Annotated in this window: 18 protein-coding genes and 1 tRNA gene; 12 read left to right on the forward strand and 7 right to left on the reverse strand. The window is 65.5% G+C overall.

Going from position 1 to position 17,229, the window contains the following annotated elements:
* Positions 1 to 142: 142 nt before the first annotated feature.
* From QZ189_RS02940 to gatC, 3 genes are read left to right on the forward strand one after another with little or no spacing between them, the layout of a single operon-like run.
* Entirely contained in the window at positions 143 to 280 is a 138-nt protein-coding gene (locus QZ189_RS02940) for a hypothetical protein (protein WP_247476292.1), read from the forward strand.
* A gap of 47 nt (positions 281 to 327) precedes the next feature.
* Positions 328 to 1,104: a creatininase family protein gene (locus QZ189_RS02945; protein ID WP_296416458.1), complete on the forward strand. Its 777-nt coding sequence runs from the start codon at positions 328 to 330 to the stop codon at positions 1,102 to 1,104.
* 9 nt (positions 1,105 to 1,113) lie between these two features.
* Positions 1,114 to 1,407, forward strand: a complete 294-nt coding sequence (gatC, locus tag QZ189_RS02950) for an Asp-tRNA(Asn)/Glu-tRNA(Gln) amidotransferase subunit GatC (protein WP_010314539.1) — start codon at positions 1,114 to 1,116, stop codon at positions 1,405 to 1,407.
* A gap of 3 nt (positions 1,408 to 1,410) precedes the next feature.
* Here gatC and crtR read toward each other — a convergent pair whose 3' ends face one another.
* Positions 1,411 to 2,436, reverse strand: coding sequence for a beta-carotene hydroxylase (crtR, locus tag QZ189_RS02955; protein WP_296416457.1), 1,026 nt, complete (start codon positions 2,434 to 2,436; stop codon positions 1,411 to 1,413).
* Between the two features lie 47 nt (positions 2,437 to 2,483).
* Positions 2,484 to 2,565 (reverse strand) — tRNA-Leu (locus tag QZ189_RS02960).
* A 51-nt stretch (positions 2,566 to 2,616) separates the two neighbouring features.
* On the opposite strand from QZ189_RS02960, the gene QZ189_RS02965 reads away from it, so the two are divergent.
* Together QZ189_RS02965 and ileS are read left to right on the forward strand one after the other, a co-directional pair.
* Positions 2,617 to 3,174 (forward strand): Ycf66 family protein, encoded by a 558-nt coding sequence (locus QZ189_RS02965; RefSeq protein ID WP_010314535.1) that lies wholly within the window; start codon positions 2,617 to 2,619, stop codon positions 3,172 to 3,174.
* Between the two features lie 114 nt (positions 3,175 to 3,288).
* Positions 3,289 to 6,153 (forward strand): isoleucine--tRNA ligase, encoded by a 2,865-nt coding sequence (gene ileS / locus QZ189_RS02970; RefSeq protein WP_296420905.1) that lies wholly within the window; start codon positions 3,289 to 3,291, stop codon positions 6,151 to 6,153.
* Here the strand turns inward: ileS and QZ189_RS02975 are convergent.
* Positions 6,150 to 6,464, reverse strand: a complete 315-nt coding sequence (locus QZ189_RS02975) for a hypothetical protein (protein ID WP_296420870.1) — start codon at positions 6,462 to 6,464, stop codon at positions 6,150 to 6,152. The two genes, ileS and QZ189_RS02975, sit on opposite strands and share 4 nt — an antisense overlap.
* A 9-nt stretch (positions 6,465 to 6,473) precedes the next feature.
* Positions 6,474 to 7,091, reverse strand: a complete 618-nt coding sequence (locus QZ189_RS02980; RefSeq protein ID WP_010314528.1) for a DUF3177 family protein — start codon at positions 7,089 to 7,091, stop codon at positions 6,474 to 6,476.
* 50 nt (positions 7,092 to 7,141) lie between these two features.
* Here QZ189_RS02980 and QZ189_RS02985 point away from each other — a divergent pair, with 50 nt between their 5' ends.
* Genes QZ189_RS02985 through QZ189_RS03000 form a run of 4 tightly spaced genes read left to right on the forward strand, consistent with a single transcriptional unit; the run spans position 7,142 to position 11,392 of the window.
* Positions 7,142 to 8,416, forward strand: coding sequence for an FIST N-terminal domain-containing protein (locus QZ189_RS02985; protein ID WP_296420872.1), 1,275 nt, complete (start codon positions 7,142 to 7,144; stop codon positions 8,414 to 8,416).
* 9 nt (positions 8,417 to 8,425) lie between these two features.
* Positions 8,426 to 9,136 (forward strand): tRNA (guanosine(46)-N7)-methyltransferase TrmB, encoded by a 711-nt coding sequence (gene trmB, locus QZ189_RS02990; RefSeq protein ID WP_029626098.1) that lies wholly within the window; start codon positions 8,426 to 8,428, stop codon positions 9,134 to 9,136.
* Positions 9,133 to 10,440, forward strand: a complete 1,308-nt coding sequence (locus QZ189_RS02995) for an IctB family putative bicarbonate transporter (RefSeq protein WP_296420875.1) — start codon at positions 9,133 to 9,135, stop codon at positions 10,438 to 10,440. The genes trmB and QZ189_RS02995 overlap by 4 nt, the downstream gene beginning before the upstream one ends.
* Positions 10,433 to 11,392: a BadF/BadG/BcrA/BcrD ATPase family protein gene (locus tag QZ189_RS03000; protein WP_296420878.1), complete on the forward strand. Its 960-nt coding sequence runs from the start codon at positions 10,433 to 10,435 to the stop codon at positions 11,390 to 11,392. Before QZ189_RS02995 ends, QZ189_RS03000 begins: the two co-directional genes overlap by 8 nt.
* Here QZ189_RS03000 and glmM read toward each other — a convergent pair.
* Positions 11,371 to 12,747 carry a phosphoglucosamine mutase gene (gene glmM, locus QZ189_RS03005; protein WP_296418267.1) on the reverse strand — a complete coding sequence of 459 codons (1,377 nt, stop codon included), beginning with the start codon at positions 12,745 to 12,747 and terminating at the stop codon, positions 11,371 to 11,373. The two genes, QZ189_RS03000 and glmM, sit on opposite strands and share 22 nt — an antisense overlap.
* Before the next feature lie 97 nt (positions 12,748 to 12,844).
* On the opposite strand from glmM, the gene QZ189_RS03010 reads away from it, so the two are divergent.
* Complete coding sequence (locus QZ189_RS03010; RefSeq protein ID WP_296420879.1) at positions 12,845 to 14,860, forward strand: transglycosylase SLT domain-containing protein; 2,016 nt, start codon at positions 12,845 to 12,847, stop codon at positions 14,858 to 14,860.
* 9 nt (positions 14,861 to 14,869) lie between these two features.
* Here QZ189_RS03010 and QZ189_RS03015 read toward each other — a convergent pair whose 3' ends face one another.
* Together QZ189_RS03015 and QZ189_RS03020 are read right to left on the reverse strand one after the other, a co-directional pair.
* The gene (locus QZ189_RS03015; protein ID WP_156797807.1) at positions 14,870 to 15,385 is read right to left on the reverse strand and encodes a hypothetical protein; all 516 of its coding nucleotides are present in this window, start codon (positions 15,383 to 15,385) and stop codon (positions 14,870 to 14,872) included.
* Positions 15,386 to 15,396: 11 nt separating this feature from the next.
* The gene (locus QZ189_RS03020) at positions 15,397 to 15,825 is read right to left on the reverse strand and encodes an NIL domain-containing protein (protein ID WP_010314511.1); all 429 of its coding nucleotides are present in this window, start codon (positions 15,823 to 15,825) and stop codon (positions 15,397 to 15,399) included.
* A gap of 84 nt (positions 15,826 to 15,909) precedes the next feature.
* Between QZ189_RS03020 and QZ189_RS03025 the strand changes: the two genes are divergently transcribed.
* Entirely contained in the window at positions 15,910 to 16,449 is a 540-nt protein-coding gene (locus QZ189_RS03025; protein WP_296416448.1) for a thioredoxin domain-containing protein, read from the forward strand.
* Positions 16,450 to 16,503: 54 nt separating this feature from the next.
* Positions 16,504 to 17,226, forward strand: a complete 723-nt coding sequence (thyX, locus tag QZ189_RS03030; protein WP_010314505.1) for an FAD-dependent thymidylate synthase — start codon at positions 16,504 to 16,506, stop codon at positions 17,224 to 17,226.
* Positions 17,227 to 17,229: the final 3 nt, after the last annotated feature.

A 17,229-nucleotide genomic window follows, 5' to 3' on the forward strand; every position in this document is an offset into this window, starting at 1 on the left:
GGGCGGGCGAAGAAGGCTTGGGGGAGCGCTGGAGGTTGCTTCGGCATCGCCACCACCAAGCAGGCAGGTCACAGTTAACCGACCCAGCGCTGCGCGCGAAAGCCGCGGACGCCAGAATCAGCCCATCGGCTCAGCCCCGGCGATGCACACCGAAGGATTCACCCTGGCAACGGTCTTGATTGGCGGCAGCGGGCTGTTTGTCTTGGCCACCTTGTTCTTCGGAACCAAGGGCGGCTACTACGACACGGACAAGTACGACGGCAACGGCACCGCGCACTGACGCGGCCGAGATCTAGGGATACTGAAGCGATCTCACGCCTCACCCCCGTGACTGCTCACTGCACCGAAGACATCCGACTGCAGCTGCGGAGCTGGCCTGAAGTGGAGGCCTATCTGACCCAGAACAAAGGGGTGATCATTCCCCTGGGCTCCACCGAGCAGCACGGACCCACCGGAGCCATCGGCACCGACGCCCTCACCGCCGAAGCCGTGGCCCTGGAGGTCGGACGGCGCCTAGGAGTCCTGGTCACCCCGGCCCAGGCCTTCGGCATGGCGGAGCACCATCTGGGCTTTGCCGGGACCATGAGCCTGCAGCCCTCCACCCTGCTGGCGGTGCTGCATGACCTGATCCTCTCCTTGGCCCGCCACGGGTTTGAGCGGATCTACGTGATCAATGGCCATGGCGGAAACATCGCCACCTGCAAGGCAGCCTTTGCCCAGGCCTACGGCACCGCTGCCGCCCGCGGACTGCCCAATGCCGCTCAACTGCGCTGCAAGCTGGCCAACTGGTTCATGACCTCAGAGGCCATGGGCCTGGCCCGAGAGCTCTACGGGGACAAGGAAGGACACCACGCCACCCCCAGTGAAATCGCCATCACCCTGGCGCTCGAGCCCAGCCTGGAGAGCAAGCAACAACCGTTGCCCGACCCAGCACCCGCCGGACCGATTCACAGCCCCGAGGACTTCCGCCGCCGCCACCCCGATGGCCGCATGGGCTCCCATCCCTCCTTGGCCACTGCAGAGGACGGCCGCCGCTTTTTGGACGTGGCCGCGACGGGGCTGGTGGCTGATCTGGAGCGCTTTTTAAGCGAGTCGGCCAGCTAGGTTCACCCCATGAGCAACATCAGCGCCGACGACGTCCGCAAGGTGGCCAAGCTGGCTCGCCTGGATCTGCCCGAAGACAAAATCGCGACCTACACCGGTCAGCTCGAGCGGATTCTCGATTACGTCGACCACCTGCAGGCCGTCGATACCGATGGCGTTCCCGCCACCACCCGGGCTGTCGAAGTGGTCAACGTGACGCGCGAAGACACCGTTGTTGCGACCGACGTGCGGGAGCAACTGCTCAACGAAGCACCTCTGCGCGAAGGCGACTTCTTCAGGGTTCCCAAAATCCTGGCTGAATGAATCTCAGCGCCTGGGCGAGACAGCCGTGCGGTGGAGCAGAGCCACCACGTGGCGCCTTGCCCTGAAGGACGGCAACAGTCCTGCAATCGGACGAAGTTTGCTGCGGCGGCGGCGGTGACTGCGCACGCCCAGAACGATGTCGTAGAGGAAGTTCGTTAAATCGCTCTTGGTTTCAAACAAACCGAGGCGCTGAGGCGAGCCCTTGGCATCCAGGATTGGCTTGGTGGCGTGATAAGCCGGCCGATACTCAAACCAGGGAATTGAAGGCCATAGGTGATGAACCAAGTGATAGTTCTGACCCATGATCAGCCAATTCATTAAACGCCCCGGATAGACCCTGGCGTTGTGCCAACGGTTGCGGGACGAGAAGGGGCGGTGAGGCAGGTAATCAAAGAACAAGCCCAGGGTCACCCCGACCATCAGGGCTGGCGCGAACCAGACATTGAAGATGAAATCAATGAAGCCATATTTGATCCCAGCTAGCACAATCGCGAAGAAGATTCCCCGGGCAATCCCCCACTCAAGAAGCTCATGTCCGCGCCAAAGCTTGCGCTGGAAAAAGAAGTACTCGTGATAGAAAAAACGGGGCGCAATCAGCCAAAGCGGACCGAAGGTGCTGACGATGTGATCCGGATCATTCTTCGGATCATTCACATGGGCGTGGTGCTGCAAATGCACCCGGGTGAAGACCGGAAAGCTGAAGCCCAACAGCAACGCCGCCCCATGCCCCATGAAGGCATTCCAGAAGCGACTGGGGTGCGCCGCGTTGTGGCAAGCGTCGTGAATGACCGTCCCTTCGAGATGCAGGGCGAGAAAACCCGTGGCCAGAAGCACAGGCAGGGGCCAACCCCAGAGGAACCAGCCCGCGATGCTCAACGCCGCAAGGGCATATCCCCCGAGGAACAGACCCACCGTTGGGTTCCAGGGCGCCGGGGGATCGAGGTATTCCCGAGGCACTGCGCTGACGGAAGCACGCACCTCTTGGCGTCCAAGCTCTTGCAACTCAGATGGGGCCAAGGTTTGCGTCATTCCTACTGAATAAGGGCCAGCTTAGAAAAACCGACCTCTCGAACGGATGCCCACCGGGGGACTTGAACCCCCACGACCGAAGCCACTGGTACCTAAAACCAGCGCGTCTACCAATTCCGCCAGGTGGGCAGGCGACGACTGTAGAGAGCGGCCCAGAATGGGGTCAACGCCTCAATTCCGATGCTGGCCACCCTTGGCGGAACCCTTGCCCTGCTGGTGGGCCTGACGGTGATGCTGCTGCCGCTGCTCGCCACTGAGCTCAGTCGCCCCCGCGATGCCGCCTGGGGGGCTGTGGTTCTGCTGCTGGGGCTGACCCTGGTCACCAGCGCGGACCGGCTGACGGGCTCCCCGATGCTGGCCGTCCTCTGCGGAGGCCTACTCATTGCCCGCCTCGGCAGCGAGGTCCTGCAAAGCCGTTGGCGCATGCTCAGCCTCGAGGAACAGCAGCGCATCGCGTCCATCGAGCGCTGGCAAACCAGCCTGAGCGAACTCTTCAGCAGCAGCACCCAGGCCGCTTCGGTCCTGAACGAAACGGGTGGATCGCTCCTGAACGCTTTCAAAGGCGGGCCCAAACCGGGCAAGAGCAGCAAGCGCTGGGTTCGCGCTGAAACCGAGAACGCCGCTGAACCCCCTTCCGCTGTTGAGCCCACCATCGAACCCACTGTTGAGCCCACCGTGGTGGCTTCCTTTGATGAGGTGGAGGAGCTGATCGAGGCCTCCAGCCCCCAAGCGGGATAATCGACCCTTGCTGCCCCAAGCGCTGTGACCGCCAGCACTGCTTCCGAGTCCTCCGCCAACGCCGGGCAGATTTCCTACAAGGACACCCTGAACCTGCTGAAAACGCCCTTCAACATGAGGGCCAATTCACAGGTGCGCGAGCCCGAGATCCAGGCGTTCTGGGCTGAGCAGCGGCTCTATGAGCGCCTGAGCGAAGAGAACACAGGTCCCTGCTTCACCCTCCACGACGGGCCGCCCTACGCCAACGGCGCCCTGCACGTCGGGCACGCGCTGAACAAGATCCTCAAGGACATCATTAATAAGACCGCCCTGCTGCAGGGCAAGCGGGCTCGCTTCGTCCCCGGTTGGGACTGCCACGGCCTACCGATTGAGCTGAAGGTGCTGCAGGGGCTCAAGAGCAGCGAGCGGGCCGAGCTCACCCCCGTCAGCCTGCGCAAGAAGGCCCATGCCTACGCCCTCGAGCAGGTGGAAGGCCAGAAGGCTGGTTTCCGCCGCTGGGGCATCTGGGCCGACTGGGATCAGCCCTACCTGACCCTGCAGAAGGACTACGAGGCCGCCCAGATCGGGGTGTTCGGCGCCATGGTGCTGGCCGGTCACATCTACCGGGGCCTCAAGCCGGTCCACTGGAGCCCCAGCTCCCGCACGGCCCTCGCTGAAGCCGAGCTCGAGTACCCCGACGGCCACAGCTCCCCCAGCGTGTTTGCCGCCTTCCCTGCTGTGGAACTCCCCAGCGAGCTGGCCGGCACCCTCGAGCAGGCGGGCCTGAGCCCCGCACAAGCCACGGCCAAAGGCGGCCTAGCTGTCGCCATCTGGACCACGACCCCCTGGACGCTGCCGGCCAACCTGGCGGTCTCCGTCAATGAACGGCTCGACTACGCCATCTGTGCCATTGAGGCCCAGGGCGACAACCCCGCACCAGCCGCCAGCCACCTGGTGGTGGCCGCCGAACTGCGGGAAAGCCTGGAAACCAGCCTGGGGCTGAGCCTCAAACCCCTGGTCAGCGTCAAAGGGAGTGCTCTTGAAGGCCTGCAATACCGCCATCCCCTGCTGGAGCGCACCAGTCCGGTCGTGATCGGCGGGGACTACATCACCACCGAAGCAGGCACCGGCCTGGTCCACACCGCCCCGGGCCATGGCGTCGACGACTTCAATACCGGCCGCAAGTACAAACTCCCGGTGCTCTGCCCGGTGGATGAGGCCGGAAACCTGACGGCAGAAGCCGGCCCCTTCGCCGGCACCAATGTCCTCAAGGACGCCAACCCAACGATCATCAGCGCCCTGGAAGAGACGGGCCTGCTGCTGAAGCAGGAGCGCTACGAGCACCGCTACCCCTACGACTGGCGCACGAAAAAGCCGACGATTTTCCGCGCCACCGAGCAGTGGTTCGCCTCGGTGGAGGGCTTCCGCCAGGCCGCCCTCGATGCCATTGCCCAGGTGGAGTGGCTACCGGCCAGCGGCCGCAACCGCATCGAAGCGATGGTGAGCGAGCGGGGGGACTGGTGCATCAGCCGTCAGCGCACCTGGGGTGTGCCGATTCCCGTCTTCTATCACCGTGAAACCGGTGAGGTGCTGCTCAACGAAGCCACCCTCAGCCACATCCAAGGGCTGATCGCCGAGCACGGCGCCGATGTCTGGTGGGAGCGCGACGAAGCCGGGCTTCTACCTGAGACCTACGCCGCTGAAGCCAGCCAATGGCGCAAGGGCACCGACACGATGGATGTCTGGTTTGACTCCGGCTCCTCCTGGGCCGGCGTGCTCGGGGGCATCGAGGGCGCCAGCAGCCGCGCACCCCAACTGCACTACCCGGCTGATCTCTACCTCGAGGGCAGCGATCAACACCGCGGCTGGTTCCAAAGCAGCCTGCTCACCTCCGTTGCAGTCAACGGACATGCCCCCTACAAGCGGGTGCTCACCCACGGCTTCACCCTCGATGAGAAGGGCCGCAAGATGAGCAAATCCCTGGGGAACGTCGTCGATCCGGCGGTGCTGGTCTCGGGCGGCAAGAACCAGAAGCAGGAACCGCCCTACGGCGCCGATGTCCTTCGGCTCTGGGTGAGTTCCGTCGACTACTCCGCCGACGTCCCCCTGGGCCCCGGCATCGTCAAACAGCTGGCGGACGTCTACCGCAAGGTGCGCAACACGGCGCGCTACCTGCTGGGCAACCTCCACGACTTTGATCCCAGCAAAGACGCCGTTCCCTACGAAGAGCTACCGCTGTTGGATCAGTGGATGCTGCAGCGCACCGCGTCCTTGATTGACAGCGTCAGCGGCGACTTCGAGCGCTACGAGTTCTACCGCTTCTTCCAGGCCCTGCAGAACTTCTGCGTCGTCGATCTCTCGAACGTCTACCTGGACATCGCCAAGGATCGCCTCTACGTCAGCGGCGCCAACGACTTCCGCCGCCGCAGCTGTCAAACGGTTCTCGCGCTGGTGGTGGAGCGGCTCGCCGGTTTGATCGCCCCAGTGCTGTGCCACATGGCGGAGGACATCTGGCAGAACTTGCCCTACTCCGTTGCCGAGACCTCAGTGTTTGAGCGGGGCTGGCCCACGGCACCCGAGCAATGGCGCAACAGTGCCCTTGAGCAACCGATGGCCCAGATCCTGGAGCTGCGCGCGCTGGTCAATCGGCAACTGGAAAGCTGCCGCAGCGCCGCCAAGCTGGGGGCCTCCTTGGAAGCGCAGGTTCAGCTGAGCCTCGGCGAAGGGAGCGAGTCCACCCAGGCAGCCCTCACCTGGCTGGAGAACAGCGCCCACCCCAAGGTCGACAACCTGGCGGATTGGCTCCTGGTCTCGGCCTTGGAAATCGGCGGCTCAAACCCCGAAGCCGTGCTGGCCGAAGCCAGTGAGAACGGCATCACCGTCCAGATCCGCAAAGCGGCCGGTCAGAAGTGCGAGCGCTGCTGGCACTACGAGAGCGACATTGGCGAGCACGCTGCGCACCCGACCCTCTGCGGCCGCTGCGTCGAGGTTCTCTCTTAAAGCCAGGCGGATGGGTCGAGGTAAGTCTCGGCCCCGGAGGCGCGTGAGAGGCACTGCTCGGCCTGTGGGTTGAGCGGGCCCTGCAGCAGCTCGGCCTGCTCGATCCGGGCTGCCTCAGGCAGCAGGGGCTGATCAGGATCGAAATCCGTGGGGTGGGAGACGCTGCTGGAGAAGCCACGGAAGATCAGCAGCTCAAACGGCTCCCATCCCTCATCCACCGGCAAAGACCCCCGCAAACGCAGGACCCGATCAGCCCGGCTTCGGCTGATCTCCTCCAGCTGCTGCAGCAGTTCAGCCACGCTGATCCCCATCGGCACGCCCTAGAAGCCGCCTGCGACCCGGCCCTGCTTGGGCAGGCGCACGATCAGCCATTGCAGAAGGCCAACGCCATAGGCCACGAGGGAGACGTAGCCGACAAAGGCAGCGATGGCCGCGGTCCAGCTGCCACCAAAGACGAAATCAAAGAAACCGGCGACTCCGCCATGGAGATCATCGGGGGCCTCGAGCCAAACCCTGCAGATCGGACGGGTCAATCCGCCACCAACGCAGTTGAGGGCCACGGCACTCAAGGCCGCACCAAGCAGGCCGAACACCGTGAGACCCCAACGCCAGGCGCGCACCACAAAGGGCAAGGGGCGCCAGGGGGGCAAGTCCGCCAACTCCTCGTTGAGATCCACCCAGAACCAGACGCTGATCACCACCAGCAGCTGGGAGAGGACCGCCAGCAGATAACCCAGGGGACGGTTGTCCGTCAGCAGCAGCACCGTGATCAGCAGCAGGCTGGCGACCTTCCAATAGATCCCCATCAAGCGGGTGAGCGCCTGCTCCCGCTTCAATGCCGACCAAATCAGCAGCACCAGGGGCAACCCCAGGGCAAAAACCGCAGCCAAGCGGTAATCCAGCCAGACGAGGGTGCGATAGAGCAGCAGATCTGGCACTCAGCAACAGGCAGTCAGTGGTCATTATCCAGCGGCTGTAAGGTCCGCCGATGGCCTGGACCGCTCGCCTCTCTTCGTTGTTGCCCTGGCGACAAGCGCCGCAGCAGGCGCAGTGCACCACGGCACTGAGCTGCGAACCCGCCCTCGAAGCCGCCATCGCCGATCTGGCACAGCAGCTCAAACAGGCCGGTCAACGGAGCCCGGCGGACCTTGGTCTGGTCTTCTGCTCCAGCGCCTATGCCAGCGATCTGCAGCGGTTCATGCCCCTGCTGAAGCAGGCCATCGGAGCCCAGCACTGGCTGGGGTGCTGCGGCGGTGGCGTGGTCGGCACCAACACCGAGGGATTGGCCCAGGAGCTGGAACACCAGCCCGCCATCAGCGTGACCCTGCTCACCCTGCCCCAGACGCAGATCGAGCTCTTCAGCCTCAACAGCGAGTCCTTGCCTGATCTCGACGGATCCCGGCAGAGCTGGATCGACTGGGCCGGGGTCGACCCCAACGGCGGGCATTCCATGCTTCTGCTCCTGGATCCCACCTGTACGGCGATCAACGACGTCATCAGCGGTTTGGACTTCGCCTACCCCGAGGCCCAAAAGATCGGAGGCATTGCCGGACAACACAGCGCCCAGCACGGCTCACTCTTGATCGGCGATGACGTCGTCGATGGTGCCGTTGGCTGTTTGATCAAAGGGGACTGGCGCCTTGATCCAGTGGTCGCTCAGGGCTGCAAGCCGATCGGTCCAGTCTTTGAAATTGAGCAGGCCGAACGCAACGTGCTGCTGCGTCTCAGCCATGACGGGGAAGCCGACACGCCCGTGGCCTGCCTGCAAACAATCCTCAAGGGCCTCTCTCCAGAGGAGAAGGAGCTCGTGCGGCACTCGCTGTTTTTAGGGGTGGCCAAAACCAACTTCCAGCTGCCCAGCGATGGCGCCCCGGCATCAGGGCCAGCGGTCCTGGTCCGCAACCTGATCGGCGTCGACCCACGCACCGGTTCCGTGGCGGTGGCCGAGCGGCTGCGGGTGGGGCAGCAGGTGCAGTTTCAATTGCGGGACGCCGAGACCTCCAGACAGGAACAACAGCAACTCCTGGGGCAACAGCGAAGCCGCAACGCCGAGCCAATGGCCGCACTGCTCTTTGCCTGCCTAGGCCGCGGGGAGGGGCTCTACGGCTCCCCCAATGGCGATGTGGACGGATGCCGTCAACAATTCCCTGCTGTTCCCATCAGCGGTGCCTTCTGCAACGGCGAGATTGGCCCCGTCGCCGGTGCAACCCACCTGCATGGCTACACCGCCAGCTGGGGCTTTCTGGTGCCGAACACTCCCTGACTTCCGATGGTGCGCCAACACGTCAACCCGCTGAGCCGCTTCTTCCAGTTGCCGCTGGAGCTGCCCCCACCCCAGGAGCTGTTCAGCGATCCAGGCCGACCAGTGCACCTCGACATTGGCTGTGCCCGGGGCCGCTTTCTCCTGGCGCTGGCCCAGCAACAACCCGAACTCAACCACCTGGGGGTCGAGATCCGGCGCGCCCTGGTGGCCGCAGCGGAAGCGGACCGTCAGCAGCTCGGCCTTGGCAATCTGCACTACCTCTTCTGCAACGCCAACATCAGCGTTGAGGGTTGGCTGACGGCATTGGCTCCGGGTCAGTTGGATCTGGTCTCCATCCAATTCCCCGATCCCTGGTTCAAAAAAAGGCACCACAAGCGACGGGTCCTGCAGCCTGCGCTGCTGCTGGCCATCGCCGCGGCCCTGGAGCCGGGTAAGCGGCTCTTTATGCAGAGCGACATTTTGGACGTCATCGAACCGATGGTCGCCGTCACCGAAGCGAGCGGCTGCTTCAGCCGACCGGCAACTGACGCCCGCCCCTGGCGGGCAACCAACCCCCTGCCCGTGCCAACCGAGCGGGAGACCTACGTCCTCGAGCAAGGGCTACCGGTCTACCGAGTGCTCTATGAACGCAACGAAACGCCGTTGCCGAGCCTCCAAGAGCTGGAGCAACAGCTCGAAGCCGCCGATAATCCCGAGACATCAACCCACCCCTCGGCATGAGCGCAGGATCGGCGCCATCCACCCCCTGGCTGTTGCGTTGGCAGGGGATCTTGGGCGACGCCAGCGAGGGGCCCCTGGGATCACGGTTGAGCCTGATCGCCGGAAGCGTGCTCTGCGTGCTTCTGGCCGCAATGCCCTTCGTCACGCGGGCAGGCCTCAGCCTGCTGATCCTCGCGTCGGGATTGCTCTGGCTGGTGTGGTCGCTCTGCCTCCCCGCCGGTCGCATCGGCCGCATCAGCGGTTGGCTCCTGCTGATGCTCGGCATCGCCGTTCTGGCCACAGGGTTTTCACCGGTCACCCCAGCCGCGTTCAAAGGTCTGCTGAAGCTGATCAGCTATCTGGGGGTCTACGCCCTACTGCGGCAGCTGCTCGAGCAGGCGCCGCTCTGGTGGGATCGGCTCGTGGCAGCCCTCTTGGGGGGTGAGCTGCTCAGCAGCGTCCTCGCCATACGGCAGCTCTATGGCGACACCAGTGAGCTGGCCCGCTGGGCCGATCCCAACTCCGTCGCCGATGGAACGATCCGGGTCTACGGCCCCCTGGAGAACCCGAATCTGCTGGCGGGCTACCTGATCCCGATCCTGCCCATTGCCTTGATCGCTCTGCTGCGCTGGCGCTCATGGCCCCAGCGCCTCTTTGCCGCCAGTGCCCTGCTCTTGGGCAGTAGCGCCCTCTTCCTCAGCTACAGCCGGGGCGGCTGGCTTGGGATGGTGGCAGCCCTCGGCGTTGCGGTCCTGCTGCTGGTGCTGCGGCAGACGCGCCATTGGCCGCCCCTCTGGCGCCGCCTCTTCCCCCTGCTGCTGATCGCGGTAGCCGTCTGCGTGCTGGTGGTCGCCGTGACGCAAATCGAGCCCCTACGGATCCGGGTGATGAGCCTCGCGGCAGGCCGCGGGGATAGCTCCAACAACTTCCGCATCAACGTCTGGCTCGCCGCCATCGAGATGATCCAGGAGCGGCCCTGGCTGGGGATCGGCCCCGGCAACAGCGCCTTCAACCTGATTTATCCCCTTTATCAACAGCCGAAGTTCAATGCCCTGAGCGCCTACTCGGTGCCGCTTGAGCTGCTGGTGGAAGGAGGCATCCCCAATCTCATCGCGGGGCTCGGTCTGCTCTTCGCCAGCCTTAGGGCTGGCCTGAGCCAACTCAAAGGCGAGTCCAGCTGGGCCCTGCCGGCCCTGGCCGCCGTGGCCGCCATCGCTGGCCTCTGCATCCAGGGCGCGACCGACACGATCTTCTTCCGGCCCGAAGTGCAACTCACCGGCTGGTTCTGCCTGGCCACCTTGAGTGCCAGCAGCAGCGATGGCTGAAGGGCAGCTGCTCGCTGGCTTTGATGCCGGACAAACCCACACCAGCTGCAAACTGGCTCGACTGACGAGCACGGGAGCGCTGATCCCCATCGCCCTGGGCCAGGGTCCGGGGGTTCGGCATCTGGCCGCACCGGGCGGTGAGGCCTGTTTCCAAGATGCTCTCCAAACGAGCCTGCGCGATGGGCTGATGCAGGCCGGGCTGGGCGGCGAGCAGCCCCTCGCCGCAGCCGGAGTGGGGGCCAGCGGCATTGAGAGGGGCAGCGCCGTCCAAAGCCAAGGGGAGGCCTTGGCGGCCGCCGCCCTAAAGCTTCCCCAGCCCGCTGTTCAAGTCAGCGGTGATGAGCACACCGCCCTGCTGGGCGCCCATGGCGAGGCCGCTGGCGTGCTCGTCATCAGTGGCACGGGCTGCATTGCGCTGGGTCAAACGAGCTCCGGGCAGTGGCATCGCACGGGCGGCTGGGGCTGGCTGCTGGATGGGGCGGGCTCCGCGATGGATCTGGGCCGGGACGGCTTAGCGATCAGCGTGCAGATGGCCGATGGACGGCTGAGGGAGACCTCCCTCAAGCACCAGCTCTGGCAAGCCCTCGGGGTCAGCACCCCGCAAGAGCTCAAGGCCGCCGTCGTCGCCGAAGGGTTTGGCGCGGCCGGCTTTGCCCAGCTCGCTCCCGTGGTGGACGCCTGCGCCGCAGGCGGCGATGACCACGCTCAACGCATCGTTGAACGTTCAGCGCTGGCCCTCAGCCAGATGGTGCGCACCATTGCCTCCACCCTCGAGCTGCAAGCTCCGCGGGTCTGTTGCAGCGGCGGCGCGCTCACACACTTGGGGACACTGCGCCGCGCCTTCGCCGCGGACCTCGAGCAACGCTGCCCCGGTGCCGCCTTGGTGGCCCCCAAGGGCGATGCCTGTGATGGCGCCCTGCAACTGGCCGTTCAGGCGGCGTTGAGGTGCTGATCGGCGAGTTCCGCCAACTGGCGACTCCAATGGTCGACATCAGCCTGCTCAGCCGCCTCCACCATCACCCGAAGCAACGGCTCGGTACCGCTGGCCCGCACCAACACACGCCCAGTACCGTCCATCGCCGCTTCCGCAGCCTGCACAGCCTCAAGCAGCGGCGCGCAGCTCTCCCAACCGGTGCGCCTGCTGCGATCCGGAACGGTGACATTCACCAGCTTCTGGGGATAGGGCTGGAAGCTGCCATCGAGCCAGTCGCTCAGGGAACCCCCCTGGGCCTGAATCAATCGCGCCACCTGCAGCGCCGTCAGCAGACCATCACCACTCATGCCGTGGCGGGCCGAGAGGATGTGACCGGACTGCTCGCCCCCCAGAGACGCGCCGAGTTGCTCCATGGCGGCATGCACGTATTGATCACCGACGGCGGTGCGCTCCAGCACGCCACCTCGCGCTTGCCACGCACGCTCAAAGCCGAGGTTGCTCATCACCGTCGCGACAATCCGGTTGTCCGGTAGGGCCCCCTCGGCCATCAGGGCCTGGCCCCAGAGGTAGAGGATCTGGTCGCCATCGACGACCCGACCACGGCCATCGACCGCGAGCATCCGATCGGCATCGCCATCAAAGGCAAAACCCATCGCCGCCCCCTGGGCGATCACCTCCGCCTGGAGAGCCTCGAGATGGGTGCTGCCGCAGCCCTGGTTAATCCGGGTCCCATCGGGCTGGCCATGGAGCACCGTGACCTCAGCGCCCAACTCACGGAAGACGCGTTCACCGCAGCTGGTCGCCGAACCCCAGCAGAGATCCAGCACCACCTTGGCGCCATCCAACCGAGCTGAACCCACGCTCTCCAGCAGGCGCTGGCGGTAGTCGTTCAGCAGATCCGGGCGCTGCACAAGCCGTCCATTGGCGCTGAAGCCGCCCAGCACATCGCCGCTGCCATGCAGACCCGCTTCGATCTCGGCCTGCTGCTGCTTGGCCAGCTTGGCCCCGCAGGCTCCAAACACTTTGATGCCGTTGTCATGGGGCGGGTTATGGCTGGCCGACACCATCAGGCCGCCACTGGCTCCGAGCTGACGAATGGCGCCGGGAACGGCGGGGGTGGGACAAAGGCCGATATCCAACACCTCACGGCCCGCTGCGGTCAGCCCAGCGGCCAAGGCGGCCACCAACATCGGTCCGCTGCTGCGGGAATCCATCCCCAACACGACCGGACCACCCGCGGGGAGGACCCGGCCGCACCAGTAGCCAACCTGCAGGGCCAGGGCGGGCGTGATCACCTGCCCAACCCGGCCGCGGATGCCATCGGTTCCAAAACTCGCCGTACCAGAAGGGAATGGCGCCCCAAGCGGAGACATGGCGAGCTGATGGGTCAAGGCTCGCGGCAGGTTACGCCTGGTTTGCGATGCAAGCGGGGCGCATCTCACCAAGAATGCGCAGAGTTATCCCACTGCTTTGGCCCAGCGCCCCCGTTCCGCTGAAGGACGCCAAAGCCTTCTTGGCACAGCACTGCTTGGTCTCTGCTGCCTGGGAACGGGCGTTGCCCTGGCCGCCGGGCGGCAGGTTCTGGTGCAGCTGGCTCCGCCCCTCACCCCCAACAGCAGCCCAGCCGAGCTGACCCGCAGCCGCAAACACAGCCTCGATCCAGACCGGCGGCGGGATGCGGCACTGCTGCTGAGTGCTCAAGCCAAGAGCAGCCCTGAAGAGCGGCGCCATTGGCTCCAGGGCCAGGGCTGGGGCAACCACAGCAACAGCAGAGTGCTGGCGGCGATCAGCCTCAAACGCGCGGCCCTCGCCGCCCAAGCGAGTGGACGCCCCCAGGAAGCCCAGGCCCTCTGGGCAGAACTGCTGCGGCGCTTTCCGCAGGAACCCGCCAGTGCCGATGCCCTCTATGCCCTGGGCCGGCAGCAACCCAAGTTGCGGCTGACGCTGCTGGAGCGCTTTGCCGCCCACCCGGCGGCCCTGGCGGCAGCCCTCGAAGCAGGCGATGCCCTGCACCTCGCCCGCTGGGGTGCCCGCTGGCCCGGTGCCGAAGCGCTCCTGCTGCAAACCTGCGAGACCCGTGCCGCTGCGCTCAGCGCCGAAGACAAGCAGCTGCTCGCCGCGGGGCTCGCGCAACTGGGACGCAGCGAAGCAGCCCTGCGCTGCCTTGGGAACACCCCCGCCACAGCAGAACTGCAGCTGCGCCTGGCTCAAACCCTGCTGCGGGGGAACCGCGCGCAACAAACGCAGGCCGAAGACTGGCTCTTGCGCCTCGCCCAGAGCGAAGGCCCGCAGGGTGCAGAGGCAGCACGCCTCTTGGCGCAATCTCCGGCAGCAGGAGCGGTTGAACGGCTCCAACAACTGCCGCCAACCCTCCAGGACAGCGCCCCCGTGCAGGCCCGACTCGCCGAAGCGGGACAGGTCGATCCGGCCACCGTGCTCAGCCGCTGGCCCAATGACCCAGCCAGCTGGGAACTCCAGTGGAGCGAGGCGCGCAAAGCCTTGCTGCAGCGGGACTGGCGCCAAGCGAGTGGCTGGCTCAGCCAACTGGAGAGCGCCAACCTGCCCGCACCTCTAGCGGCGCGCCAGTTGTTCTGGCGCGGCTGGAGTGCCCAGCAGCAGGGGGACCAGGCGAGCGCGGAGCAGTTCTGGCGGCAAACCCAACGGAGCCAACCCCTGGGCTACTACAGCTGGCGGGCCAGCGAACGCCTGGGACAGTCCCACCAGGAACTCACCAGCACAGAGCCGCTTCAGCCCTGGGAACCCCTGGCCAGTGGTGACACACGCATCGATGCCCTTTGGCAGCGGGGGCAAGCACTGGAGGCCTGGGAAAGCTGGCGCACCAAGCAAGGGGGCAGGTCCCCCAGCCGACCTGAGGAGTTTCTGATCGAAGGTCGACTGCGCACGGCAATCGGCGATGACTGGACCGGACTCGGACAACTCGAGCGGGCCAGCTTTCGCCTGCCCCAGATCGGCTGCCGGGGACAACTGGATCGGGAACGGCAGCTGCACCCCCGGCGTTTTGGCGCAGAACTGGGCACCGCCAGTGAAGCGACGGGTGTCGATCTCGCCCTCTTGCTGGCGGTCGCCAAGCAGGAATCCCGCTTCAGCCCAAGTGTGCGCTCAGGGGCTGGAGCCAGTGGCCTGCTGCAACTGATGCCAGCCACCGCCAGCGAACTAGCGGGCGAACCCCTGGACCATCAGGCCCTGATCGATCCAGCCCGCAACGCAGCCCTGGGGGCGGCCTACCTCAAACAACTGCTCAGCAGCACCGGGGGCAACCTGTTCCAAACCATCGCCAGCTACAACGCTGGCCCCGGTGCCGTCGCCAGTTGGCTCAACTCTCGGGGCTTTGATCTGCAGCGCGAACCGGAGCTCTGGACCGAGGCCATCCCCTACCCCGAAACCCGGCTGTACACCAAAAAAGTGCTGGGCAACTACTGGAGTTACCGGCGGCTCGCAGAAAGCGCCGAGACCCTCTGCCGCTGATGCCGGCCCCTAAGCAAAGACGAACCCGAGATGGGCATAGAGGGAGCGGCCCACCAGGATTCCCGCCAGGACCCAACTGCAGAGCACAAAGGCTCCGAGCAGGGGCGCCGGTGCAATCCGAAGCCGGGTGAGATCAAGCCGGGCGAGCAAGACCGCCGAGGCCAAGACCAACACCTCAGAGAGCACCGCCAGGTGCAGGAGGTAGAGGCCCCCGGTGATCACCACCAGCAGGGTGACCACCAGGGTCAGCGCCTTACTGGCTGCCATCAACTGCGAGAGCTCCCGCAGAAGCAGATCGGGCATGGTGCAGAGCACCACCACCAGAAGGGCCTGCATGCACTGCAGCGGCCAGAACCAAGGGCCCGCGAACTCCTGCTGCACCGGCGTGCTGGCCTGGGTCAGCAACTGCGGAGACACATCAGCCCAGTGCAATCCCATGAAGGCGCTGACAGCAAAGAGCACCAGCAACATCGGTGCCCGCAGCGGCAGGACCAGGAAGCGAAGAACAGCAGTCACAGGGCGCATGGACGGGCGCATCACTGGGCAGCGCCCACAGCTTGATCCAACACCAGGGCGATCGCTTCAAACGGACACGAGGGGATGCATTGCTCGCAGACCAGGCAGCGCTGCGCGTTGAACTCCAGTCGCCAGTGGGGAGCGGTGAAACTCAGGGCACCACTCGGGCAAACGCTGCTGCAGATGCCGCAGTCCACACAACGCTGGGGATCAATCGCGATCTCACCGGAGGCCCGGTTCAAGCCCAGACCTTGCCCCTCCAACCACTGCTCAGCGGCATCGAGATCATCGATGTCGCCGGAGAGCTCCACCACCATCGTTCCGCTCTGGTTCGGAGCGATCTGCGCCCGCAGGATCTTGGCGGCGATATCAAATTCGACCGCCAGGCGATAGGTGATCGGCTGGTGCACCGCCTCCCGCGGGAAGTGAAGGGTGATGCGGCGTTTCAAGGGCGCAACTCAGCCACCGTCAGGGTATCGACGCGGAATGGGAACAGCCCTGGCAGATTGGCGCCAAGGATCAACACACCACCTGTGGACAGCAACACGGCAGCCCTGGGACGGCGCGAGCGCATGCTGCTGGCTGCAGTGGCCGCCCTTCTGGCCTTAGGGCTCTTCCTTCTGCGCGGCGGGCTCTCACCGGCGGCGCCCCTGGAGAAGCTGGCCCGCCAGTCGCTGGAGCCCGCCGTTGCCCTCAGCAATGGCCGGCCCAGCGTGGTCGAGTTCTACGCGGACTGGTGTGAGGCCTGCCAAGCCATGGCCCCAGCGATGGAGAAGGTCGAGAGCCAACACCACGATCAACTCGATGTGGTGCTGCTGAACGTCGACAACCCCCGCTGGCAACCGGAGGTGGATCGCTACGACGTCAACGGCATCCCGCAGCTGGAATTCTTCGATGCCAGTGGCACCCGCGTGGGCCGCGCCGTCGGCGCCCGCAGCCAAAGCGAATTGGAAGCCCTGACTGAAGCCTTGGTGGCAGGCACCCCCTTACCGGCCATGGCGGGCGTTGCCGAGACCAGCGTCCTGCCGCAAGCGGAGGCGACCACCATGGCAGGCCCCCGCAGCCACAGCTGAGTCCCCCAAAGCCCGTTACCCTGCAGCACCAGCTCCCCACGCCATCGCCCGCCCATGAAACGCTTTCGGGTTGAGCTGATTGCAGCGACCCCCAACCCCCAGCAGTGCGTCTATGCGGGGATGCACCAGGACTACAGCGAAGGGTTTGTGGCGGCCGATCGCGCCGAGTGGCCTGATGAGACCAAGGCCGGCGAGATCTGCGTCAAACGTCTCCTAGCTGGTGAGCGCGGTCACTACGGTCCGCTGGAGCACGCCCAGATTGTGCTGAACGTGGGCTGGTTCCCCCACTCCGTGATGCAGCAGGCCCGCACCCACCGGGTGGGCGTGAGCTTTGACGTCCAATCCATGCGCTACACCGGCGAGCGCATCTGCCGGGCCGCCAACGGCGAGCTGGAACTCGAAGAGGTCTTCTACCTGCGCCCCGAAGGGCAGTACAGCGATCGGCAAGGCAAGAAGTACACCTACAGCGCAGACGAGCGCGCCAAGGATCTCGCCCTCTGCCAAGCCGCGGCCGAGCGCTATCGCGACATGCTCGCGGCGGGGTTCGCCGAGGAGCATGCCCGGGGCATCCTTCCCTTCGATTACCGCCAGCACTTCGTGGTGAGCTTCTCGCTGCGGGCGTTCCTGCACTTCATGGACCTGCGCGCCAAGCTCGATGCCCAGGAGGAAATCCGGGTGCTCTGCGATCTGATGTGGCCCCACCTCCAGGCCTGGGCCCCAGAGATCGCGGCTTGGTACGAGAAGACCCGCCTGCACAAGGCGCGCCTGGCCCCTTAGGGC

The organism is Vulcanococcus sp. CPBay_Sum15L08_68 (assembly GCF_017855895.1).
Lineage (GTDB): Bacteria > Cyanobacteriota > Cyanobacteriia > PCC-6307 > Cyanobiaceae > Vulcanococcus.